We start from the raw sequence: 22,536 nt of genomic DNA on the forward strand, positions 1-22,536 counted from the left end.
TGCGCGATCGATAATTACCCATTCCTTAAAGCAATTTGACCATTAGGGGCGTGCATTATGGCCACCGATTATGACGCACCGCGCCGGCGCGCGGAAGATGAACTCGAAACTGACTCCCTAGAGGGGCTCAAAGCCGCTGAAAGCGACAACAACGGCATGGACGATGACGGAGAAATCGTCGAATCGTTCCAGCCGCCAACAGTTGACCTTACCGGTGAGGAGCTCAATGTTGAGGTAGTTCCCCGCCAAGAAGACGAGTTTACTTGCGGCTCTTGTTTCCTAGTGCAGTCCAATAAGCGCTATTCCCACGATGAGGATGGCCAGCCTATCTGTAAGGACTGTGCTTAAAGGAAGTCGCAGCAGTAAAGAAACCCCGCACACGGCAACTTGCTTAAAGCCGAGTGCGGGGTTTGGTGTTGTGGCCGTCTCGAATCTGCCGGTTCGAGGATGCCTACAAAATCTTTAAAATTTAGTGCTGTTCCGGCAGGAAGGCATGGAGTAAAGCTTCTGGGTCCTTCGAAGCGATGAGCCAATAAGGGGTATCGTCCTCAGGATCATTGAGCACCATCATGGCGTGCTCATCCACCCAAGCGTGGGAGACCAAGAACGCCGCGGGATCGAATTGCGGGCCTAGCGCATTACGCCGTGCAGATTTGGGAACCGTGATAGACCGCGAGACCACGTCGTTGGGTAGTTGGGCGTCTTTGACTGAGAGCCAACGCGTTCCGTCTGGGTCACGCTCTACCACGATGACCGTATTGGACCACGTAATAAGTACCCACACGGCGATGGCGCCAAGGAGTATTGCAGGAATAATGGTCCACCACATGGAGCGGTTTAGCCCGGCGGTAGCAGAAGTAAGTGCCACGATGCCGGCGGCAAAAAGCCAAAAGTACCAAGGCACCCATTGGCGTTCGCGGTAGAGCACCTGAGGGGCCATCGTGCCCTGTGCAGAAGCGGAGCTCGACGGTGCCGGAGTTGCGGAAGAAGCAGATGTATCAGACACGTCTAGCTAGTCTAGTCCACACGCACCACAGAATGAACCTGCTAAGGCAGGTAGGATTGGCCAGGTGACTGACTCGTTTCCATATTCTCAGCCAGAAAGCCCTTTCGGCGATATTAAAGTCAAGCGTCTAGACAAGGAGCTTCCGCTGCCGAAACGCGCCCATCGCGGCGACGCTGGTGCGGACCTCTACGCAGCAGAAGCACTTACGTTGCAACCCGGCGAGCGCGCCCTTGTAGGCACCGGGATTGCAATTGCGCTGCCACTAGGAACAGTCGGTTTGATTCATCCACGGTCCGGGTTGGCTGCTAAACAAGGGCTTTCGGTAGTTAATACTCCGGGGACAGTGGATGCTGACTACCGCGGGGAAATCAAAGTCTGCCTTATCAACCACGACCGGCATACCCCAATCGAAATCGAACGCGGAATGCGTATCGCTCAGCTCGTGGTCCAGCGCGTTGAACTAGTGGGATTTGCTGAGGTCGAAGAATTGGATGACACCGACCGGGGAGCCGGTGGCTATGGCTCTACCGGCGTGTAGCTAAAGCAATAGAGACTTAACGAAACTTCTAGAAAGGATGTAGCAACCATGGGAATCTGGCCCTTTGGCAAGAAGAACGAGGATGCGAAGAAGGAGCAGGCAAAGCCTGCAGCAAAGGGCGAAAAGCCGGTGGGCCCCGAGTCCGTGGATAAAGATGCCCAGGAATCATATCCTCCGGTAGAAGATACCGCAGCCGATGCCGCGGCCGCTTCTGGCAATGAATCACGCGAATTTGCCCATGACGCTATCAACGGTCAGACCGGCCCCTTTGATGGTGACTCCGTAGATATCGAAACTTTCGATTTCAGCGACTTTTCCATCGGCATTTTAGATTTGGGCTCTCTGCGCATCCCACTGCCAAAGGAATCCCAGGTACAAGTAGAAATGGGCGAGCAAGGCCCGCGGATGCTGCACATCGTAACCAAGGTGGGCCGAATTACCCCCGTAGCCTTTGCCGCCCCACGCAAGCCGGGCCAGTGGGCAGAATCCGTCGAGGAGATCAGGGAAGGCATGAGCCGCGACGGTCTCACCGTTACTACCGAGCCAGGCCCGTGGGGTGCTGAGGTCGTGGGTAAAAACGACAATGGCCAGGTTCGCGTCATCGGTGCAGATGGCCCACGGTGGATGCTGCGCATGACGCTGGCGGCACCGGCAGGAATGGAAGCTGACCTGGCAGAAATGGCCCGCGAGGTAGCCGCGCGCACCTTTGTCTACCGTGGAGAAGACCCCATCTTGGCCGGAAACGCTTTGCCGGTCATCATGCCCGAGCAGCTCGTAGAGCAAGTCAAGCAGGCCATGGACCAGCGCCAGCAGGAGCAGCAGGCAGCCGCTAATGCCCAGAACCACCCAGAAAACGGCGTTGGCGGTCCAGACCCTGCAGCAGAAGCAGAGGCGGAACAGCACTTGCGCGATTTGGGCGGCACCCCACAGGAGGGGGAGAATGGATCGTCCCCGCAGGACCCCGATGAGGGTTCTGCACCTACTTCCAAAGACTAGGCAAAGCAGTAAACCACGTGACACATTCTTCCTCGCCGCAGTCCTCCCAGGACGCAAAGAACCTTGACGCTAATGAGTCTCAAGCCGAACCCACCCTATTGGAACAAATGGGTGGGCTATCCGGGCTCGTTTCCGCTACCTTGCCGGTCCTTGTGCTGATTCCAGTCAATAACTTTTTTGGGCTGGGCCCAGCCCTCGGAGCGGCGCTTGGTGTAGCCGTTGCTATCGCTATCTGGAGGGTGCTTCGCAAAGAGACCCTTCAGCCAGCCATATCGGGGCTTTTGGGCGTCGCTCTGTGTGCGGCAATCGCCTGGTTTACCGGTGATGCCAAAGGGTATTTCTTGTACGGTATCTGGATGTCGTTGGCGCTATGCATTGCCGCCGTACTCTCGATCCTATTCCGGTGGCCCGCGGTGGGCGTTATCTGGAAGGGGATTAACGGCGAGGAAATGCAGTGGCAGAAGATTACCCCAGCGCGCCGGGCCTATGCCATAGCTACCGGTGGGTGGGCGGTAATCTTTCTCGCCCGTTTTATTGTCCAGCGCGCCATCTATGATGCCGATGCAACTACAGCATTGGGAGTGACCAGAATCCTAATGGGATGGCCCCTGACCCTTCTGGTAACGGCGCTTACCGTGTGGATGGTGCGGCGCGCGGACACAGCTGTGGAGGAAGCTACAGGCGCGGGTGAGCGTACGCAGGCACAACCAGAACCACTACAAGAGGCCGAGGTAGAAAATGACTGAACCTACGATTAGCCGGGGCGATATTCTTGAGGTGAGAATTGACCGCATGGCACACGGCGGGGAAGGAATCGGCCAGGCGCCTGATGGGCGAGTTGTATTTGTTCCACGCGCATTTCCAGGAGACGTCGTTAAGGCTAAGGCCGGCCGAGTCAAGAAGTCGTTCATTAAGGCGGACCTGGACAGTGTAGTGACCCCGGGTGCGCTGCGCGTGCCATCGTCGTGCCCAGCTGCGGAACAAGGGGCAGGCTGCTGCGATTTTGCAGAGCTAGATCCTGCGGCCGAAACTGGGATTAAGGCAGAAATCTTAGCGGAGCAGCTGCGCCGCACTGGCGTTAAAACCAGTGCGGGCCTAGACATTGAACAACACACCCTAGAGCCGGTGAGGGGCTGGCGCACTCGGGTTCGGTGGGGCGTCGACAAGCAAGGGCGTGCTGGAACCCGTGAGCGTCGGTCCAATGAGCTCGTTACGGCAGCCGCCTGTACGCAGCTGGCTCCGGGATTGGCAGACGGCCTCGTCGGAGAAGGCGCACGTCGTTTTACCCCAGGTGCAGAGGTCATTGCTGTTGTCGATGGCGCGGGAGACCGCCATGTAGTAGAAACCCGCAAAGCCCCGCGCGGACGCCGCGTAGAGACCATCCGTGAGGTGGTAGAAGGCAGCGGCCAAGTGCAAGAACATGTGGGTAGTAGGACGTTTAGCTTCCCCGCCACTGCCTTTTGGCAAGCCCATAGTCAGGCGCCGGCAGCGTATACCCAGCTGGTAACTGAGTGGCTCGGTCAACGTGAGTACCAGGAACGTACCGCCTGGGATCTTTATGGCGGCGTTGGGCTTTTCGTTCCAGCACTGGCAGCAGCCGTGCAGGGCAAGGTCATCTCCGTGGATTATTCGCCAGCGGCAACGGCAGCGGAGCAGCCCTGCCTGGCGGACTGCGATGTGGAACTAAAATCCGCGAAGGTGGAGCAGGTTGCTGCGCAGTTACCTAAACCAGGCGCTGTAGTCCTCGATCCCCCACGCACCGGCGCAGGCAAAGACGTGATTCGTTCCGTGGCGGCCGCTGCACCCCAAGCGGTCGTGCACGTGGGATGTGACCCAGCCACCTTTGCTCGCGATCTGCATTACTGGGACGAACACGGGTACGGGATTGGAAAAATGGCGCTCATTAACGCGTTTCCCGGAACGCATCACTTCGAAACGATTGCGCTCATTACCCCTGCCTAATGCGCCGCATAGGTGCCCAGGCGCGGCCGGGTACGGTGCCGCGCCCTAGCCGGAATATAATATTCACCGCCCGCCGCGGGTACGGTAGAAAAGAAGAACTAAGCACAGAAGGAGTTGAAGGCCGCTCCATGACTATCTTGGATACCATTAACTCGCCGCAGGATCTCAAGGCACTGTCCGCAGACAAGCTTGAAGAGCTTGCGGCAGAGATTCGGCAGCGTCTCATTGATAAGGTTTCCGTCACAGGCGGACATTTGGGTCCCAACTTGGGCGTGGTGGAACTGACCATAGCGTTGCACCGCGTATTTGATTCCCCGCGCGAGCCCATTATTTTTGATACCTCGCACCAGTCTTATGTGCATAAAATGCTTACCGGTCGCACCGATCAATTCGATACCTTGCGGCAAAAAGATGGTCTTTCGGGGTACACGGACCGCGGCGAGTCCGAGCATGACTGGACCGAGTCCTCGCACGCTTCGGCCTCGCTGTCTACGGTGGATGGCTTGTCAAAGGCCTTTAAAATCCGCGGCGATGGTCACCGCAACGTTATCGGCGTCGTTGGTGATGGCGCCCTGACCGGCGGTATGTGCTGGGAGGCACTCAACAATATCTCCGAGGACAAGGACCGCAATGCGGTGATTGTGGTCAATGACAATGGCCGCAGCTATTCGCCCACCATCGGTGGCCTCTCGGAAAATCTTGGTCGTATCCGCTCTCAGCACGGCTATGACGAACTTATGGAGCAGGGCAAGCGCCGCCTGAAACAAATGGGTTGGGTAGGCGAGCGAGCCTTCGATGCCCTGCATGCCATGAAAGAAGGCGTCAAGTCTACGGTCTTGCCAACCGAGATGTTCCCGGAACTAGGCATGAAGTACATCGGTCCCATTAACGGGCACGATATCGATAGCTTGGTGCATGCCCTGACCTATGCCCGCGATTATGACGGACCCATCATTGTGCATGTGGTTACTGAAAAGGGCCATGGGTTTGCCCCAGCCGTCAATGAGCCAAAGGATCAGATGCACTCAACCGGTGCTATTGATCCGGTCACCGGTGTGGCAAAAGGAACTAAGCAGCCTGGCTGGACCGCAGCTTTTTCAGAAGAGCTTGTAGCTGCTGCTGAAAAACGCGAAGACATTGTGGCCATTACCGCTGCCATGGCAGGGCCGACTGGGCTCACGCCGTTCCAAGAGCGCTTTCCTGAACGCTTCTTTGACGTGGGAATCGCAGAGCAGCACGCGATGACCTCCGCCTCTGGTCTCGCGCTCGGGGGTATGCACCCGGTCGTGGCGGTATATTCCACCTTTTTAAATCGAGCCGTGGATCAGGTCATTATGGATATTGCGCTGCTGAAGCTGCCAGTAACCATCGTGCTCGACCGGTCCGGGGTTACCGGTTCCGATGGAGCATCACACAATGGTGTGTGGGATATGGCGCTGATGAGCATCGTACCGGGCATACACATTGCCGCCCCGCGCGATGGCGCGCGCCTGCGGGAGCTCTTACGGGAGTCGCTAGAAATCGAATCCGGCCCCTCCGTAGTTCGTTTCCCTAAAGGCAACCTGCTGCCGGATATGGATGCGGTAGAAACCTTGGGGGATGGCGTCGACATCCTCCACTACGGCGAAGCCGACGCTGGCGAGGACACCCCAGAGGTGCTTATCGTCTCTATCGGTGCCATGTCCGCGCGCAGCATCGAGGCAGCGAAGCTGCTCGGAGAGCAAGGCGTTAACGTAACCGTCGTTGACCCGCGTTGGGTTGTGCCGGTTCCAAGTTCTATTGTGGCACTCGCCGCTGACCACGATCTGGTGGTTACGGCAGAAGACGGCCTTGTACGCGGCGGTATTGGCTCCATGATTTCTGAAGCCCTCAGCGCAGCCGAGGTAAATACCCCTGTGCGCCGACTTGGCGTTCCGGGATACTTCCCTAAGCACGGCTCGCGCGGCGAGGTCCTAGAGGAATTCGGGCTTACCCCTGAACTTATGGCGGCCTCGATTAGCGAGTGGGTAGAAAACTTCACTGCTGATGCCAATGAGCTGGGAAATGAAGGCTAGGCCTGTCCTGATAAATATCTTCTAGAAAAGACCGTCCACGATAAGCGGGGCGGTCAATTCTATTTGCCATTCGCGCGCGCCTTCCGCGCGGAGAAACGCAGCGACGTCGTCTGGCTGGCGGATGGAACCGGCAACAGAATCAGGTCCGCGGTGGCGTTTATCAGCACGTACCCCTACCTTCGCCCATACTGCGGCGCGCACGGTGGCGGGGCGGATAATAAGCTCGGAGGACATTCCAAGATCATCGCCTAGTTCCGCGATGTCGGCGCGAATAGTTTGATATATCTCCCAGAGATCAGGGTAGTCCTTAGTCCAGATGGTCTTGGAAGGGACCGGATGCGGGGTACGGTGCACGCGAGGCCGCTGGTGCGGGGGAATGGCGCGCGCCTGGTTTAGCACCGCCATCCAGCGGGCGGTGGCCCCCTTGCGCCGGCGGGGAAAACCCTTGATGCGGGCCAAATCGCTGCCAGAGGTGGGGAGAGCGCGCGCAATTTCTACCAGCGTCTTATTCGCTAAAACCCGGCCGGGTGCAGTATCGGTGCGCCGAGCTATTGCGTCCCGTTTGAGCCATAGCGCACGAGCGGCGGTAAGCTGGCTGCCGTTGCGCAGGTTGGAGACTCCCTTTAGGTCGCGCCAAGTAGGTGGCTGCGGGTGAGTATCACCGGCATGCTCGCGGACAATGGAGGAAAATTCCTCTAGCGCCCAATCCATTTTGTCTTGTTCGGCCAAGATATCGCGTAGTGAATCGGCAAGCTCGAGGAGCAGCTCCACATCTAGTGCGGCATAGGCCTTGAGTTCCTCGCTGAGCTGCGGGGTTGACCAGTCAGCGTCGCCGTAGCCTTTTTCTAATTCGATATCAAAAAGCTCTGCAACCATTGTGCCCAGATTCGGGCGGTCGAAACCAGCGAGCCGCGCCGCTAGCTCGGTATCAAAGATGGAGCCGGGGAATAGCCCAAGCCACCCTAGGCAGGGCAAATCCGAATGCGCGGCATGAATTATCCATTCCGCCCCGTTGAGTACTGGGGCGAGGGCAGCGGTGAGCTCCGCGCGATGGCCTTCAGGGGCAAAAAGCATGGTGCCTGCGCCGCAGCGGCGAATTTGAACTACGAAGGCGCGGTCATCGTAGCGATAACCAGAGGCGCGTTCAGTATCGATGGCAAACGGGCCCGTACCTGCAGCTAGGCGTGCGGCGGCAGCGGTGAATTCATCCCGGGTAGCAAGGACCGCCGGGATGCCCTCTACCGGCCGGCTGCGCAATTCTGGCATTCTAGTGGCCGAGCTTGGTAACGCCCTCAGGAGGGAGGCCGGCAACGTTAGCCAATACCTTTGCAAAAGCCTGCACGTGAGGCGCCAGATCGAGGCCTTCAGCGGTCCACGAAGCACGCATTTCAATTTGATAGGCGCGCGGTGGGCCACCAATCTCCCCAAATCGAACGGACGCGGTAGAGGTGACGGTGCCACCCAAGTTGGTGTGGTCGGCGCCTTCCTCTTCTAGGCCTTCATTGAGCCACTGCCAAGCCACATCGGGCAAGAGCGGATCTCCTGCTACGGCATCATCCATATCGGCCTGAATATACGCCACAAGGCGCATAGCGCCCTCCCAGGCTTCCTCAGCACCCGGATCGTGGAGCAAGATAAGGCGGCCAAATGCATCGCCTTCCGCATCAGTGGGCACGATGTCTGGGTTGTCTTCGCCTCCCACCTCGAGGCCGATAGCGTGGCTAAACGGCGCAAGGCGCTGCGGTGGGCGAATGGAGCCCAGGGTTATCTCGGGGCGCAGGTCGGCCGCGTGCATTGACTCCACTGCTTGGGTGAATGCGGCGGGGGTAGCTGGTTCGTGGCTTTCCGCTTGCCTGTGCAAAGGAGTGGGGGCGGAAGCCTCGGCGCTGCGTGGGGTGGTCGATTCGGAATTGCTCACGACGTTCAAGCTATAGTTTCCCAGCCTCTAGCTGGGGGAGGCGCGCCGATGCGAGAGCGTGTCGGCATCCCCGCGGCGGGGGAAGTGACAAGGTTTCATATCCAACTTATGATGGATATGTCCGATTACCCAGAGGCTTTGGCAAAGGAGAACGCAATGGCGAAGCTAGACTACAAGGAACTCAATGCGGTTCAGCAATATTCCCAGCACGCAGTTTTTAAGGTGATCCCGGGGGCGCTCGGCACCGAGCGAGCGGAAATCATCGCCCAAGCGCAGAAGTTCTTCGCCGACGTTGAAGAGGCTGGCAAAGTGACGGTGCGCGGTATCTATGACCTCACGGCTATGCGCGATTCTGCTGATTTTATGATCTGGTGGCACGCCGAGGAATTCTCTGACCTGCAGAAGGTCTTTGGGGACTTTCGCCGCGAGACCACCTTGGGCCAGGTTAGCGAAGTGACCTGGGTAGGCAACGCTTTGCACCGTCCAGCGGAGTTTAATAAGTCGCACCTGCCGTCTTTCATCATGGGCGAGGAGCCAAAGGAGTGGATCTCGGTCTATCCCTTCGTGCGCTCCTATGACTGGTACACCATGGACGAGGAAAAGCGCCGCCGCATCCTTATGGAGCACGGCATGCAAGCGCGTGATTATCCTGATGTGCGAGCTAATACCGTACCGGCTTTTGCGTTGGGTGACTACGAGTGGATTCTGGCCTTTGAGGCGGATGAGCTCCACCGTATCGTCGACCTGATGTACCTGATGCGCTATACCGAAGCCCGTCACCACGTGCGCGAGGAAATTCCTTTCCACACCGGCCGTCGCGTCAAGGACGTAGCAGAACTCATTGCAGTACTGCCCTAAAAGAAGCGTCGCCCAGCAAAAGCCCTGCTTGGCGACGTCCCGGGCTGCGCCCCGTCACTAGCCTGGCAGCCAGGCTAGTGACGGGGTGTAAGTTGTGTCGAGGCCCTTTAAGCGGTGCCACCTTCTACCGGTTTTCCTCCAGGTCAAGGCAAATGGAGTTAATGCAATAGCGAAGGTCAGTAGGGGTGTCGTAGCCCTCGCCCTCAAAGACGTGGCCTAGGTGCGATTCGCAGTTGGCACACAAGACCTCTACTCGGCGCATGCCTAGCGAGTTATCTTCTCGCTCGATGATCTTGTCTCCGGCAAGCGGGGAGAAGAAAGACGGCCAGCCACAATGGGACTCAAACTTTTCCGTGGAACGGAAAAGCTCCGCTCCACACGCGCGGCAAGAATAGACACCCTCGGTAGTGGTATTGGTGTACTCGCCTACATGGGGCGGCTCCGTACCTGCCTCACGCAGAACATAGTATTCCTCGGGGCTTAAGCGCTGGCGCCATTCGGTATCAGCAATGAGCTTGAAATCGGTCATGGGCCGAGTCTAAACCGCTCTGCGCGCGGCACGCCACCAGCCAGCGACCGTAGCGAAAATTGCGACGATAAGCAGCGCCCATCCTGCCGTGGCCGTGAAAAAATTCATCCACCGTCCAGCATCCGGGTGCGCTGTAGACGCCCACGAGACCGCAGGCTAAATGTGTTATGCCGCCAACCACGCTCCCGCGGAATGAAATACCGAGCGCGGGAGCACAACGGTAAACATCAGCGGGAAAAGCCACATGGAATAGTACTGCTGGCCTAGGGAAGACAGGAAGAAAATTCCCACCATTATCGCCCCGCTAGTGGTCAGTGCCCACAAGGTTGGGTCGGAGTTGCGCCAGCGTAAAAGCCCGAGAATCGCTGCGGCCGTAAGACCGGCAAAAATCAGCCACACGGTCCAATACAACCCGGCGCCAAAATTAACGTAGGCGTGGAAACCCGCCCAGGAAGAATTGGCATAGTCACGAGTTTCCGAAAGATAGGGCAGCAGCTTTTCGAAAAAGCCGCTGGCGCCCGGCACCACCGGCCACGCCAGTAGATTGAGAATCACCGGAACTCCGATGCCCTCGGCGAGACTGCGCCACTGGAGCTTTACCAAGGGCAGGAAGAGCAGCGGCGCAAACTGCGGCTTAATGACGATGGCAAGGCCAATGACCACGCCTGCCACCCAGCCCAACCACGGGGTGCGCTCGGCCCGCAAAAAGGCCCACAAAAACACGGCCAGACACAGCAAGAGAACGCCGTTGATATTGGTAAAGGCAAGCGTATTGGTCACTGACTCCGTGACAAACGCCAGCGCAATAGATACCGGCCACACGGGCGAGGTGAGCTTGCGGTCCACTATAAGGGTAAGCACCGCCAGTGCCGCGATGATCGCGGCCGCATTCGCCACGATGAATAGTCCTCGCGCAAGTGAGAAGTCTAGGTGCCCTAATGGCGCAAGCAGCAGCGTGGCTCCCGGGGTATACAGATACAGCGGGTCAACGTGGTTATAGGCCTGCTCGTAGACCGGCTGGCTGCTGGACATGCGCGCCACCGCGTTATACACGGTGGTGAAATCATCCGTTGGCGTGCCGTTGCGCGCAATGATGAATAAGCGGTGCACAACGAGCAATACGGCCACGGGCCAAGCGGCAACATTGATTCGGGAATTCACGGGCCCTTAGTCTACGTCCTCGCGGGTGCGGGAATACCGCAGAAACACCGTGCCATCCGTATCGGCCGCGACATTTTCCAACTGCATGCGCCGGTGGGAATGCTCGCCCTTAAAAGTAGCCATCGGAGTCTCTACGCCGGTAGACAGATGCGGATCCAGGGTCAAATACATCTGGTCAATCGCATCGGCGTCCACTAATTGCCCAATCATTCCTGGTCCGCCTTCACATAGCACGCGCTTAAACCCGCGATCCTTCAGGACGGATATGTAGTCGCGCACGCTTCCTTCACCGGCATCGCAGACCTCCGCCCCCGTGCTTTCAATAGCCTCGATTCGGGTAACGATGTCTTCATCCTCCCAGCTGCTGTGTGGGGCCAAGATGACAGGTGGGGTAGTAAAGTCTGTAAAAAAGTCCGAGTCGATATCGAAATCAAGGCTGCGAGAAGGCACTGCAATAGGAGCTGGGCGCGAGCCATCGGTGCTAGGAACAACGCCGGAGTAATCTTCTGCGCGCACCGTTTGCGCGCCCACCAACACCACGTCTGCCCAGTCCCGTAGAGCTGCAAAAAGTTGTCCATCGGTGTCATTTCCCATGTCTTCTGAGACATGGTTCATCGTCGCCGATCCGGTCAATGTGCTGACCATATTCGTACGGATGGTGAATGTGCCGCGGGAATCAGGACCCAAAAGCGAAGAGATATCCATGTCATCCCAGTGTAGCCAGAGCGGCGAGTGCCCAGCATGGCAATAACAGCGCCATAACCTCAGCAAGACGGGCTACACCAGACGGATGAGAATCACGCCGACCAGTATCACTGCAATGCCGGCTACCTGGCGCAGCGTTACGCGGGCGCCACGCAAGCGATCAATGAGTAGGGACCCCAGCATGGAGCCGAGCAGAGCCGCGACCACGGTAAGCCCCGTGCCCAGTTGTGGTACCAAAGCCGCGTTGCCAAAAACAAACAACGCACCCAGGACGCCACCAACCCACATCCACCAGGGATTGTTCTTCCCCTCGGGGCGCTCAATGCGAGGTCGCCAGCGTAGAACAATATTCACAATGGCAAGGGCAGATACCCCGACGCTAAAAGAAACTAAAGCCGCGCTAACAGGTGAGCCAGTAATCTGGCCCAGGTGACCATTGATCGCGGATTGGCTTGCAGTAAAACAGCCAAAAACAAACCCCGCTAAGCGCCACATCCACAGCGCTGTGGCACTGTCCTCACGCTTCGTGGGCGCGCCGGGGCCGGCGACGATGGCGATTACTCCGCCTAGGACGATGAGAGCCCCTAGCATGCGAACCACGGTCAGCGGGGATATAGGGGAGTCAAAGAGCCCAAGGTGATCGATGACGAGCCCCATGATGATCTGACCGGCGATGGGAAGAACTACGGTCTGGACGGCACCCAAGTGGGGAAATAGGAGAATATTCCCAGTAAGCGCAACTACGCCGAGCAAACCGCCGAACCATATCCACAGTGGTTGGCCAGCTGTGCGGGAAAGGCCGAATTCACCGCCGGTGACAGCGGTGGCGATAACGAGCAAGGTCACCGTGCCCACGGCGAAAGAGATAAGCGAAGAAGAAAAGGGCGTGCCTGTTGACAAGCGCAAGCGCGTATTAACCAGGGTCTGTACGGGCAAAACGAGCCCAGCGATAACGCCTAAAAGGATCCACAACACGACGGAACACTTTACCGGCACACAAAGTAACCCGCCCAGGCTCCTTGTGAAGAGGAGCGCTGGGCGGGGAAGTGGTGGTCCTAACTGGGATTGAACCAGTGACCTTTCCGGTGTGAACGGAACGCTCTCCCACTGAGCTATAGGACCGTGCGGTGGCTAAATGTACACCGCTTGAAATTCAAATACCTAATTGGCTGCGTAGGGCTACTCATGAGCGGGAGGCGGCTGGGCGCCTGCGGTCCACAAGAATCACACCGGTGTGATTTGGGAACGTACAAACGTGGAATATCGGCGGTTAAAAGCAAGGCGCTGGGCTGGGGATTTGGAAACTGGCGCGGAGCACGATAATGTTTCTTCTCGCACCGCAACGGAATAAAAGTTTGCGGCGCAATGCGGATGTAGCGCAGTTGGTAGCGCATCACCTTGCCAAGGTGAGGGTCGCGAGTTCGAGTCTCGTCATCCGCTCCACGCTTTTCAAAGGGCTACCTGTGAAGAGTGATTCTAAGTGAATAGCGCGCGATTAGCTCAGTGGGAGAGCGCTTCCCTGACACGGAAGAGGTCACTGGTTCAATCCCAGTATCGCGCACAAGGACTTTGTCCTAGAAACCGGGCCTGGTTTCGCATGCGGATGTAGCGCAGTTGGTAGCGCATCACCTTGCCAAGGTGAGGGTCGCGAGTTCGAGTCTCGTCATCCGCTCCAGCACTGTATTGTGTGAGGCGGTATCGCCACGGTGGAATGGCCGAGTGGTGAGGCAACGGTCTGCAAAACCGTGCACACGGGTTCGATTCCCGTTTCCACCTCAACTTCTTAATGCCTTCGGGCATTAAGCGCGATTAGCTCAGTGGGAGAGCGCTTCCCTGACACGGAAGAGGTCACTGGTTCAATCCCAGTATCGCGCACGAGAGTCTCTTTTTAGGCTCTGTAGCAAACTCCGGTTTGTTGTGCGGATGTAGCGCAGTTGGTAGCGCATCACCTTGCCAAGGTGAGGGTCGCGAGTTCGAGTCTCGTCATCCGCTCCATGTAGCCGCCCCAGAGACGGGGCGGCTTTTTCTTGTCTCCTTCCGTGTGCTGTGCGATACGCTTGCCTTTGAAGAGTCATAACCCAAAGCGGAGGAGGAAAGATGTCACGCGCACTAGTGGTACCGCTATTGGTTGGAGCCTGCGGCTTCGCGTCTTTTGTTTCGGGGACTGTGCTTTTCTTTATGGGCCTTACTGCGGCAGATGCGGCTGGAGGCAGTGGCAGCGGGGCGTGGCCTTTGACGCTCATCGGTGTTGGCGTCGCCCTGGTTATTTTTGCTCTGATGGTTTCTGGTCCGTTTTTTAATGCCCGGCAGGGGGAGAGGTCCTAAGGCTAGGTCCGCTGGAATTGAGTCAACTTGGCTTAAATAGTGATAAATACCTCTTTTTATTAAGGAAGCGGAACTCGAGCCCAGTTCAAGCCGACATATGACTCGACGCGCTGCTTTTGTGATTGCCGCTATGGCAAGTCGCGGGGCTAGTATGTCTGACAATTCAACTTGTGCTTTTCCAACATCACAAAGGAGCTATCTATGGGCTACCGCGTACCTTGGCTGCGCCGCACAGCCGCAGCAGTGGGCACAGCCGCACTGGTCTTGGGCGGGTCGATGCCTGCCGCATTCGCGCACGACTCCGTTATTGGCGGTTCGGTCAAAGACGGCGATCTACTCGATGAGTTCCCTAAGGAAATCACCCTTGAGTTTTCTGGCATCCCCAAAGAGGACTTCAACACCTTTGCCGTAACCAACGCCGATACCGGTGAGAAGCTCTTTAGCCAGGAACCGCAGCTCCATGAACGAGACCTCACAATTGAGACTCCTGAGGGGGTTAACCCTGGGCCGGGCAACTACCAGGTGGGTTTCCAAATCACGTCTTCGGATGGACACGCTACTCGCGGTGGTGTGGAATTTTCCGTTAAAGGTGACGGGGCCGAAAACCCCGAGGCTGGCGAGTCTGACGCGACAGACCAGGAAGCAACCGAGGGGCTGCCGATGTCGCTGAAAATCATTTTGGGCGTGGGCGGCGTTTTGGCAATTGCCGCAGTAGTTGCCCTATTTATTGGCAAGTCTCGTCGCATTGATTCGGAAGGTGAAAAATAATGTCCAAGATTTCTAGCATTGCCCTTGTGGGGTTAACTGTGGCCGGCCTTGCCCTGGCGGGTTGCTCCCCGCAGAACCAAAATGACTCCACCGAGTCGAAGGTTGATGCCACCTCCAGCGCTGCGGAGAAGTCCTCCCCCGCCGCAGCCGAGGACCTGACCTTCGAAGACGCGGTCGTGCGTGCCAACGAAGATAAAGACATGACTGCTATTTTTGGCACCTTGGTGAACCACACCGATAAGGACATCGCTATCACCGGTTTTTCCACCAGTCTTAATGCCAAGGTGAACCAGATCCATGAGACCGTCGATGGCAAGATGCAGGAAATGTCGAGCCCGTTGGTGGTCAAGGCCGGCGAGTCCCACGAACTTGCACCAGGCGGTGACCACTTCATGCTCATGGAAATGGGAAACCACATCGCTCCCGGTGAATCCCTTGACCTTAAGGTGAAGCTAGAAGGCGGCGAAGAGCTCGATCTGGGCGAGATCCAAACGCGTAGCATGCCTTCCGGGGATGAGGACTACGGCGATATGGAAGGCCACGATATGTCCCACATGGAGCACGGAGATATGTCCCACAATAAGGAAGGCCACGACCACTAACCATGTCTGGGTTCAGCAGAAGGGGATTTCTCACTGGCGCTGCGGTATCGACCAGCGCCTTCGCGTTGGCAGGCTGCAATAACCAGGGCTCTTCCCCGGATGCTGGGGCACAGGAACAGCCTGCGCTTGCCGACGCCCTCGTGGCTTTTGACGGCGAGCATCAGGCGGGCATTGCTACCGCAGAGCAGGCTCACCTGAATCTGGTGGGGTTTGACTTTAAAAGGGGCGTCGACAAGCGGGGGTTTGCCAGCCTGATGAAATTGTGGACCGAGGACGCCCGCGCGCTGTGTACGGGGGAGCCGCCGCTGGGCACCCTGGAACCGGAAATGGTGCAACAGCCCGCCAACTTGACCATCACCTGCGGTCTAGGCCAGAAGGTATTCTCCCTGCTCGGCGTGGAGAAACCACACTGGTTGGGAGATGTGCGTTCCTTTAAGCGTGATGAGCTGCAACGACAATGGGGACAAAGCGATATTGTCCTTCAGATTTGTTGCGATGACCCGTTGATGAATACTTATGCACTGCGCCACATGGTGCGAGCCGGTGAGCACTATGCCAGTGTGAAGTGGCTGCAGCAGGGATTTATTAATGCCTATGGCAGCCACGAAAAGGGCGCTACTGCGCGCAATATGTTCGGGCAAAAGGACGGCACCGTTAACCCGCGCAGCGAGGAAGATTTTGCAGCCCAAGTGTGGATCGATGAAGGGCCGAAGTGGGCGCAAGGGGGAACGGCCATGGTGGTGCGTCGCATTCGCATGAACGTGGATACGTGGGAGAAGCTGGATCGCTCCTCCCGTGAAAATGCGGTGGGCCGTAAGCTTGACACCGGCGCCCCGCTTACCGGTGAAGAAGAATTTGATGCTGCAGATTTCGATGCGGTAGATGACTACGGCTTGCCGGTGATTGATAAAAACTCGCACATGGCCGTGGCCGCGCCACCTGCTGATCATCCGGAGCAACGCATCCTACGCCGGCCGTATAACTATGAGCTGGCCCCCGATGGCAAGGATGGGCAGCTTTCCAATATCGGCCAGGTTTTCATCTGCTATCAGCAGGATCCCACCAAGCAATTCGAGCCTATCCAGGCCCGTTTGGATAAATCTGACCTGATGAATGAGTGGCTGACCCATATCGGCTCCGCTATGTATTTCTGCCCGCCGGGCACCCTCGACGCGGATGGGCGTGAATCTTGGTGGGCGAAATCGCTTTGCGAGTATGCAGGGTTGTAGAATAGCTATCCGTAAATTTAAATAGCGGACGCGGCCAGGTATGCCGCCGACGCACGAGCGCATAAAGGAGCGCGATTATGGCGGAACTCATTCCCGCAGTACCGGTCAATTACGATTCCTTCACCGTGCCCGCCGGCCAGGCCGTGGGCGCAGCAATGCGAGAGCTCAATCTTCCCAATAAGGGCCCTGAGGCTGTCGTAGTCGTTCGCGGTGAAGACGGCACTCTCTTTGATTTGTCGCACACCCCCGACACGGAATCCACCTTCACCCCGGTAGCCGCCTGCGAGGAAGACGGTCGCGCGGTAATCCGCCACTCCTGCGGCCACGTTATGGCGCAGGCCGTGCAGGCCGAATTCCCCGGCACCAAGCTGGGCATCGGCCCGGCCATTGAAAATGGCTTCTACTTCGATTTTCAAACCGCGGAGCCTTTCACCCCGGAAGATCTCAAGGCGATTGAAAAGCGCATGAAGAAGATCATTAAGGGAGGCCAGCGTTTTGAGCGCCACGTTTACGAATCCGCTGCAGAAGCGGAGCAGGCGCTTGCCGGAGAACCCTTCAAGCTCGAGCTGGTCCAGGACAAGGGCAACGTTGACCCTGACTCCGATGAGGCCGCCGAGGTTGGTTCTGGCGATCTGACCCACTATGACAACATCAACCCGCGCACCGGGGAAGTAGAGTGGTTCGACCTCTGCCGCGGACCGCACGTTCCAACCACCAAGTACATCCCGGCCTTCACGCTAACCCGCTCTTCTGCTGCATACTGGCGCGGAGATCAGTCTAAGGCTGGCCTGCAGCGCATTTACGGCACCGCTTTTGAGTCCAAGGAGGCCCTGGAGGCCTACCAGACCATGGTGGAAGAGGCTGAAAAGCGCGACCATCGCCGCTTGGGCCAAGAGCTAGACCTCTTCTCCTTCCCAGATGAGATTGGCTCCGGTTTCCCGGTATTCCACCCGAATGGTGCCACCGTGCGCATGGAGATGGAAAACCACTCTCGCAACCGCCACGTCCAGGCCGGCTATTCCTTTGTCAACACTCCGCATATCACCAAGGGTGATCTCTTCAAGAAGTCGGGCCACCTGGACTTCTACGCCGATGGCATGTTCCCGCCAATGCAGCTCGATGGCGAGTATGACGAAGAAGGCAATACCGTCAAGGAGCCGCAGGACTACTACGCCAAGCCCATGAACTGCCCGATGCACAACCTGATTTTTGCATCCCGTGGCCGTTCCTACCGCGAGTTACCGCTGCGCCTATTTGAGTTCGGCACCGTCTACCGCTACGAAAAGTCCGGCGTGGTCCACGGTCTGACCCGTGCCCGCGGCTTTACCCAGGACGACGCGCACATTTACTGCACCGAAGAACAGCTGGAAGAAGAACTTACCAAGGTCCTAGACTTCATCATCTCCTTGCTGAAGGACTATGGCCTGTCTGATTTCTACCTGGAGCTTTCCACCAAGGATCCGAATAAGTTCGTCGGTTCCGACGAGATTTGGGAGCGCTCGACTTCCATCTTGCAGTCGGTCGCGGAAAAGTCTGGCTTGGAGCTGGTACCGGACCCAGCCGGCGCCGCGTTCTACGGTCCAAAGATTTCTGTCCAGGCCCGCGATGCCATTGGCCGTACCTGGCAGATGTCTACCGTGCAATTGGACTTCAACTTGCCCGAGCGTTTCGAGCTGGAGTACACCGCTTCGGACGGAACAAAGAAGCGCCCGATCATGATTCACCGTGCGCTCTTTGGCTCCATTGAACGTTTCTTTGGTGTGCTGCTGGAGCACTACGCTGGCGCATTCCCAGCTTGGCTGGCGCCGCACCAGGTGGTGGGTATCCCGGTGGCAGATGAATTCTCCCCGCACCTTGAAGAAGTTGCCGCACAGCTGCGCCAGAAGGGAATCCGCGCCGATGTGGATACCTCCGATGACCGCATGCAGAAAAAGATTCGCAATCACACCACCGGAAAGGTCCCATTCATGCTGGTCGCCGGTGCCCGCGATGTGGAAGCCGGCGCCGTGTCCTTCCGCTTCCTAGATGGCACCCAGGTCAACGGTGTGCCAGTGAATGAGGCTGTGGAACTCATCACTGCGTGGGTCGCAGAACGCAATAACGAGCAGCCGACTGAAGAGCTCATCATTGCCCGACGCTAAAAAGACGCGCGAGACCGAAAGCTCCGCCGCTTTCGACAATGGAGCGGTGGAGGGGACCTTCGTTGACTCAGGCGCGGGCGACCCGGACCGTCTAGAACGGCTGTGGGCACCTTATCGCATGGCTTATATAGCCAAGCGCTCTGAGGACCCCTTCGTTGCCGCCCCGCAGGGTAGCGACGAAGACGGGCTCATCATCGCCCGCGGCAAGAGCGTTTATGCATTGCTAAACCTCTTTCCGTACAACGCTGGACACCTCATGGTGGTGCCGTACCGTAAAGAATCTCAGCTTGAGAACCTAACGCAAGAGGAATCTCAAGAGCTGATGGAGTTTGCGCAAAAGGCTATCCGGGTACTCAAACGCGTCTCTCACCCAGAGGCCATTAACGTAGGTTTGAACTTGGGTCGCGCTTCAGGAGGCTCCGTGGGAGATCACCTGCACCTGCATGTGGTGCCAAGGTGGCCTGGGGATAGTAACTTTATGACTGTCCTTGATGGGACTAAGGTATTACCGCAGCTTCTGCAGGATACACGCCGCGTGCTGGCAGAAGGTTGGCGCGAGATGGAAGAGGAGGATTCGCGTGCTTAGCGTGCATGGGCGAAAGCCCGCCGCCGTGGTGGTGGAACCTATAGCGAAGGCCTTTTTAAAGCTGGGCCTGACCCCGAATGTGGTCACTATTGTGGGAACCATTGTCACCATTGCTATTTCGGTGATCCTCATTCCTACCGGTCACCTGTTTTCCGCTGCCGTATTATCCGGCCTCTTTGCCGCCTTTGACATGCTCGACGGCACCATGGCGCGTCTGACTGGCAAAGCCACCGCCTTTGGCGCGACCTTGGATGCTTCCTGCGATCGAATCACCGATGGTGCCTTGTTTAGCGCTATTGCGTGGTGGCTGATTTATTCCGCGGATTCTTCCCGCATTACGGTCATCGCTTGCTTTGTCACCTTGGTATGTTCCCAGGTCATTTCCTATATCAAGGCTAGGGGAGAGGCGTCTGGGTTCAAGATGGTCGGCGGCCTCATCGAGCGCCCTGAGCGGCTTATCTTGGGCTTGGGCGGCATTGGCCTTGAGGGCCTTGGCGTTCCGCATGCTATCGAGGTAGCGCTGTGGATCCTTGCCGTTGGCTCCATCTTCACCGTGTGCCAGCGCATGGTCATCGCTGCCCGCCAGGAGCAGCACTAGCTCGCTGAGCACCACCGAAAAACCAGGAGGTTTTAACACCATGTGGGATAAAGAAGACCTCTCCGCGGCGGGCTACCTCGCGGGGTGGAAGGTGGTGCGTCGGCTGCCTGAGCCCATTGCGCGCACGCTGTTTCGGTGGGGCGCAGATTTTGCCAGCAGCAATGGCCGCGGAATGGAAGGCTTGCGCCGCAACCTTGCCCGCGTGGTGGGGCCAGAAAACGTTACCCGCGCGCTGGTACGCGATTCCGTTCGCTCCTATATGCGCTATTGGATGGAGGCCTTCCGCCTGCCGGCTATCCACGGCGATGCCAGCCTGCACGAGCGCTTACTCAGCGGCTTGGAAGGTCTCGAGCATTTTGATGCTTCCGCTCAATCCGGACGCGGCACTATTTTGGCCCTCCCACATTCGGGTAATTGGGACATGGCGGGTGTCTTCCTCGTGGGCCACTATGGCCAGTTCACCACTGTCGCAGAGCGCTTGAAGCCCGCAGTGCTTTTCGACGCCTTTGTGGACTACCGCGAAACCCTCGGTTTTGAGGTCCTTCCCCTCACCGGGGGCGAAGCCTCGCCTTTTGCTCGCCTCAAAGAAGTATTAGAAGCTGGCGGCGTGGTGTGCCTGCTGGCCGAGCGTGACCTGACTCGAAGTGGTGTGAGCGTAGATTTCATGGGGGAGGAGGCCAATATGGCCGCCGGACCCGCCCGCCTTGCGCTGGAGACTGGTGCCGCCCTCCATGTGGTGCACTCATGGTTTAAGGGAGAGGGCTGGGGCCTATCGGTGTCTCCGGAACTTGAGGTAACAAACGTACAAGAGACTACGCAACGCATGGCCGATGGCTTCGCTGCCAATATTCGCCGGCATCCGGAGGATTGGCATATGCTGCAGCCGCAGTGGAATGTCGATATTGAGAGGCGTCGGCAAGCGCGCGCCGCGCACAAGGCCCGTGATAGCCGCCACGCTGGTGCACGGCAGGAAGACGAGAAATAATGCGGATCGGCATCGTGTGCCCCTACTCCTTTGATGAACCGGGCGGAGTTCAAGCCCATATCCTTGATCTAGCCACTGTATATATAGAGCAAGGGCACTATGTTCAAGTCATCGGCCCCGCTTCTGACTCCACGCCGCTGCCTGATTTTGTGGTCAAGGGAGGCCCGGCTTTTCCCATTGCTTATAACGGTTCGGTGGCCCGCCTGTCCGTCGGACCTCAGGTAACGCGCAAGGTCAAACGCTTTATCAAAGATGGCGACTTTGATGTTTTGCACATCCATGAGCCCAATTCCCCGAGCTTTTCCATGACCGCGCTGGCCGTAGCGCAGGGACCGTTGGTGGCCACGTATCACGCCTCCGCGTCGAGCTCGCTGGTCTTGACCCTTGCCAAGCCTTTCCTCGCGCCTTTTTTGGAAAAGATCCGCGGCGGTATCGCGGTTTCAGATATGGCGCGCCGCTGGCAGGTGGAGCAATTGGGCGGAGACCCAGTCCTCATTCCCAACGGCGTGGATACATCGGTATACGCGCAGGCACGGCGCCGCAGCCCAGCCAAGGCCCCCGGAGATCCTTTAGAAGTAGTCTTCTTAGGCAGGCTCGACGAGCCGCGCAAGGGGCTGGATATCCTGCTTCGTGCGCTCCGCCAGATAGACCACCCCCTCCGCGTTACCATCATGGGTGGCGGCCGTGCTCGCGAGGTAGAAGGCGTAGATTTTGTCGGCCGAGTCAGCGATGCCGAAAAGGCCGAGATCCTCGGCCGCGCCGATGTATACGTGGCCCCAAATACTGGGGGCGAAAGTTTCGGCATTGTGTTAGTAGAGGCCATGGCGGCCGGCGCGGCAGTAGTTGCTTCTGACCTTGAAGCCTTCCGCGCGGTGTGCAACGCCGATTCTGATGAGCCTGCCGGCGCACTCTTCCGCAATGAGGATAGTGAAGATCTGGCGCGCGTCTTAAGTGAGGTGCTTGATGATGCCGAGTACCGGGTTCGGCTGACACGCAATGGTGTCGAGCGTGCCAGCACGTATGACTGGGACCATGTGGCAGCAGCTGTTATGCAGGTCTATGAAACCGTCCAGGACGGAACCAAGGTGAGGGTGAAGCGCTAATGGCCATTGAAATTGCGCTAGTCCTCTTTCTGCTCATCATCGTGGGGTCCTGGGCGCTTTTTACCGCTCAGCGGCTCAACTCACTGCACATTCGCACCGATGCCTCGCTGGCACAGCTACAGGCGGCCCTAGACCGCAGGGCAGCGGTCACAGCGGCAGTGGCACCGGGCCTGGCGGCCCTGGCCCAAAGAGCCGAATCCACCGAGCTTTACCAAGGCCACTTCGAACCGCGCACGCTGGCCGAGCGGGAGCTTTCTGCCGCCATTGTGCGGGAGTTTCCCGCAGAGCGCCGCCCCGCTGCGCTTGCCGACGCCGAAGGGCGTATCCAGCTCGCCCACCGCTTTTATAACGAAGCGGTCAGCGATACTCGTGCTTTGCGTCTGCGCCCTGCGGTGCGGCTTTTCCATCTGGGCGGCACCGCAAAGCTGCCGGAATACTTTGACTACATGCTGGCTGAGTAGCCTGCTGAGCG

24 protein-coding genes and 7 tRNA genes are annotated in these 22,536 nt (G+C 58.0%); 23 read left to right on the top strand and 8 right to left on the bottom strand.

From position 1 onward, the window contains the following. Positions 1-57: 57 nt before the first annotated feature. Entirely contained in the window at positions 58-348 is a 291-nt protein-coding gene (locus tag MHK04_RS01270) for a DUF4193 domain-containing protein (RefSeq protein WP_023021404.1), read from the top strand. Positions 349-469: 121 nt separating this feature from the next. On the opposite strand, the gene MHK04_RS01275 is transcribed toward MHK04_RS01270, so the two are convergent. After that, positions 470-1,006: a DUF3093 domain-containing protein gene (locus MHK04_RS01275; RefSeq protein ID WP_034655386.1), complete on the bottom strand. Its 537-nt coding sequence runs from the start codon at positions 1,004-1,006 to the stop codon at positions 470-472. A 64-nt stretch (positions 1,007-1,070) separates the two neighbouring features. On the opposite strand from MHK04_RS01275, the gene dut reads away from it, so the two are divergent. From dut to dxs, 5 genes are all read left to right on the top strand, one after another. Beyond that, positions 1,071-1,544, top strand: a complete 474-nt coding sequence (dut, locus tag MHK04_RS01280) for a dUTP diphosphatase (RefSeq protein ID WP_086587552.1) — start codon at positions 1,071-1,073, stop codon at positions 1,542-1,544. 48 nt (positions 1,545-1,592) lie between these two features. After that, on the top strand, positions 1,593-2,540 hold the full coding sequence (locus tag MHK04_RS01285) for a DUF3710 domain-containing protein (RefSeq protein WP_200288992.1): 948 nt from the start codon (positions 1,593-1,595) through the stop codon (positions 2,538-2,540). A gap of 17 nt (positions 2,541-2,557) precedes the next feature. Further along, positions 2,558-3,286 (top strand): DUF3159 domain-containing protein, encoded by a 729-nt coding sequence (locus MHK04_RS01290; protein ID WP_023021408.1) that lies wholly within the window; start codon positions 2,558-2,560, stop codon positions 3,284-3,286. Next, positions 3,279-4,502, top strand: a complete 1,224-nt coding sequence (locus MHK04_RS01295; RefSeq protein ID WP_239207622.1) for a class I SAM-dependent RNA methyltransferase — start codon at positions 3,279-3,281, stop codon at positions 4,500-4,502. Before MHK04_RS01290 ends, MHK04_RS01295 begins: the two co-directional genes overlap by 8 nt. Before the next feature lie 128 nt (positions 4,503-4,630). Beyond that, positions 4,631-6,556, top strand: coding sequence for a 1-deoxy-D-xylulose-5-phosphate synthase (gene dxs / locus MHK04_RS01300; RefSeq protein WP_023021410.1), 1,926 nt, complete (start codon positions 4,631-4,633; stop codon positions 6,554-6,556). 21 nt (positions 6,557-6,577) lie between these two features. Here dxs and MHK04_RS01305 read toward each other — a convergent pair whose 3' ends face one another. After that, entirely contained in the window at positions 6,578-7,822 is a 1,245-nt protein-coding gene (locus MHK04_RS01305; protein ID WP_023021411.1) for an HRDC domain-containing protein, read from the bottom strand. Position 7,823: 1 nt separating this feature from the next. After that, positions 7,824-8,417, bottom strand: a complete 594-nt coding sequence (locus MHK04_RS01310) for a DUF3000 domain-containing protein (protein ID WP_232212620.1) — start codon at positions 8,415-8,417, stop codon at positions 7,824-7,826. 213 nt (positions 8,418-8,630) lie between these two features. Here MHK04_RS01310 and hemQ point away from each other — a divergent pair, with 213 nt between their 5' ends. Then, positions 8,631-9,332: a hydrogen peroxide-dependent heme synthase gene (gene hemQ, locus MHK04_RS01315; RefSeq protein WP_034655844.1), complete on the top strand. Its 702-nt coding sequence runs from the start codon at positions 8,631-8,633 to the stop codon at positions 9,330-9,332. Between the two features lie 124 nt (positions 9,333-9,456). Here the strand turns inward: hemQ and msrB are convergent, their stop codons facing one another. The 5 genes from msrB to MHK04_RS01340 form a co-directional block, all read right to left on the bottom strand. Continuing rightward, positions 9,457-9,861, bottom strand: a complete 405-nt coding sequence (gene msrB, locus MHK04_RS01320; protein WP_239207623.1) for a peptide-methionine (R)-S-oxide reductase MsrB — start codon at positions 9,859-9,861, stop codon at positions 9,457-9,459. 165 nt (positions 9,862-10,026) lie between these two features. Then, positions 10,027-11,022: a glycosyltransferase family 87 protein gene (locus tag MHK04_RS01325; protein WP_239226968.1), complete on the bottom strand. Its 996-nt coding sequence runs from the start codon at positions 11,020-11,022 to the stop codon at positions 10,027-10,029. 6 nt (positions 11,023-11,028) lie between these two features. Then, a complete protein-coding gene (locus MHK04_RS01330) occupies positions 11,029-11,727 on the bottom strand; it encodes a pyrimidine reductase family protein (RefSeq protein ID WP_023021416.1) in 699 nt (232 codons plus the stop codon). A gap of 72 nt (positions 11,728-11,799) precedes the next feature. After that, positions 11,800-12,702 carry a DMT family transporter gene (locus tag MHK04_RS01335; RefSeq protein WP_034655382.1) on the bottom strand — a complete coding sequence of 301 codons (903 nt, stop codon included), beginning with the start codon at positions 12,700-12,702 and terminating at the stop codon, positions 11,800-11,802. 72 nt (positions 12,703-12,774) lie between these two features. Beyond that, positions 12,775-12,849: transfer RNA gene (locus MHK04_RS01340), tRNA-Val, on the bottom strand. Positions 12,850-13,094: 245 nt separating this feature from the next. On the opposite strand from MHK04_RS01340, the gene MHK04_RS01345 reads away from it, so the two are divergent. From MHK04_RS01345 to MHK04_RS01420, 16 genes are all read left to right on the top strand, one after another. Further along, a tRNA-Gly gene (locus tag MHK04_RS01345) sits at positions 13,095-13,170 on the top strand. 46 nt (positions 13,171-13,216) lie between these two features. Then, positions 13,217-13,288: transfer RNA gene (locus MHK04_RS01350), tRNA-Val, on the top strand. 38 nt (positions 13,289-13,326) lie between these two features. Then, positions 13,327-13,402 (top strand) — tRNA-Gly (locus MHK04_RS01355). A gap of 30 nt (positions 13,403-13,432) precedes the next feature. Beyond that, positions 13,433-13,503 (top strand) — tRNA-Cys (locus MHK04_RS01360). Positions 13,504-13,530: 27 nt separating this feature from the next. Beyond that, positions 13,531-13,602, top strand: a tRNA-Val gene (locus tag MHK04_RS01365). A 44-nt stretch (positions 13,603-13,646) separates the two neighbouring features. Further along, positions 13,647-13,722: transfer RNA gene (locus tag MHK04_RS01370), tRNA-Gly, on the top strand. Positions 13,723-13,824: 102 nt separating this feature from the next. Further along, entirely contained in the window at positions 13,825-14,052 is a 228-nt protein-coding gene (locus MHK04_RS01375; protein ID WP_023021418.1) for a hypothetical protein, read from the top strand. A gap of 201 nt (positions 14,053-14,253) precedes the next feature. Further along, positions 14,254-14,820, top strand: a complete 567-nt coding sequence (locus MHK04_RS01380) for a copper resistance CopC family protein (RefSeq protein ID WP_200287392.1) — start codon at positions 14,254-14,256, stop codon at positions 14,818-14,820. Then, the gene (locus tag MHK04_RS01385; RefSeq protein ID WP_200287394.1) at positions 14,820-15,422 is read left to right on the top strand and encodes a copper chaperone PCu(A)C; all 603 of its coding nucleotides are present in this window, start codon (positions 14,820-14,822) and stop codon (positions 15,420-15,422) included. Before MHK04_RS01380 ends, MHK04_RS01385 begins: the two co-directional genes overlap by 1 nt. Before the next feature lie 2 nt (positions 15,423-15,424). Next, positions 15,425-16,651, top strand: a complete 1,227-nt coding sequence (locus MHK04_RS01390; protein ID WP_200287396.1) for a Dyp-type peroxidase — start codon at positions 15,425-15,427, stop codon at positions 16,649-16,651. 77 nt (positions 16,652-16,728) lie between these two features. After that, positions 16,729-18,792 (top strand): threonine--tRNA ligase, encoded by a 2,064-nt coding sequence (thrS, locus tag MHK04_RS01395; RefSeq protein WP_239207625.1) that lies wholly within the window; start codon positions 16,729-16,731, stop codon positions 18,790-18,792. Next, complete coding sequence (locus tag MHK04_RS01400) at positions 18,779-19,378, top strand: HIT family protein (RefSeq protein ID WP_408918441.1); 600 nt, start codon at positions 18,779-18,781, stop codon at positions 19,376-19,378. Before thrS ends, MHK04_RS01400 begins: the two co-directional genes overlap by 14 nt. Next, positions 19,371-19,976 carry a phosphatidylinositol phosphate synthase gene (gene pgsA / locus MHK04_RS01405; RefSeq protein ID WP_049360666.1) on the top strand — a complete coding sequence of 202 codons (606 nt, stop codon included), beginning with the start codon at positions 19,371-19,373 and terminating at the stop codon, positions 19,974-19,976. Before MHK04_RS01400 ends, pgsA begins: the two co-directional genes overlap by 8 nt. 40 nt (positions 19,977-20,016) lie before the next feature. Further along, entirely contained in the window at positions 20,017-20,961 is a 945-nt protein-coding gene (locus MHK04_RS01410; protein ID WP_239207626.1) for a phosphatidylinositol mannoside acyltransferase, read from the top strand. Beyond that, positions 20,961-22,064 carry a glycosyltransferase family 4 protein gene (locus tag MHK04_RS01415; RefSeq protein WP_200287399.1) on the top strand — a complete coding sequence of 368 codons (1,104 nt, stop codon included), beginning with the start codon at positions 20,961-20,963 and terminating at the stop codon, positions 22,062-22,064. The genes MHK04_RS01410 and MHK04_RS01415 overlap by 1 nt, the downstream gene beginning before the upstream one ends. Further along, complete coding sequence (locus MHK04_RS01420) at positions 22,064-22,525, top strand: hypothetical protein (RefSeq protein WP_086587568.1); 462 nt, start codon at positions 22,064-22,066, stop codon at positions 22,523-22,525. Before MHK04_RS01415 ends, MHK04_RS01420 begins: the two co-directional genes overlap by 1 nt. Positions 22,526-22,536 lie beyond the last annotated feature (11 nt).

The organism is Corynebacterium nasorum, from assembly GCF_022345765.1.
Taxonomy (GTDB): Bacteria; Actinomycetota; Actinomycetes; order Mycobacteriales; family Mycobacteriaceae; genus Corynebacterium; species Corynebacterium kefirresidentii.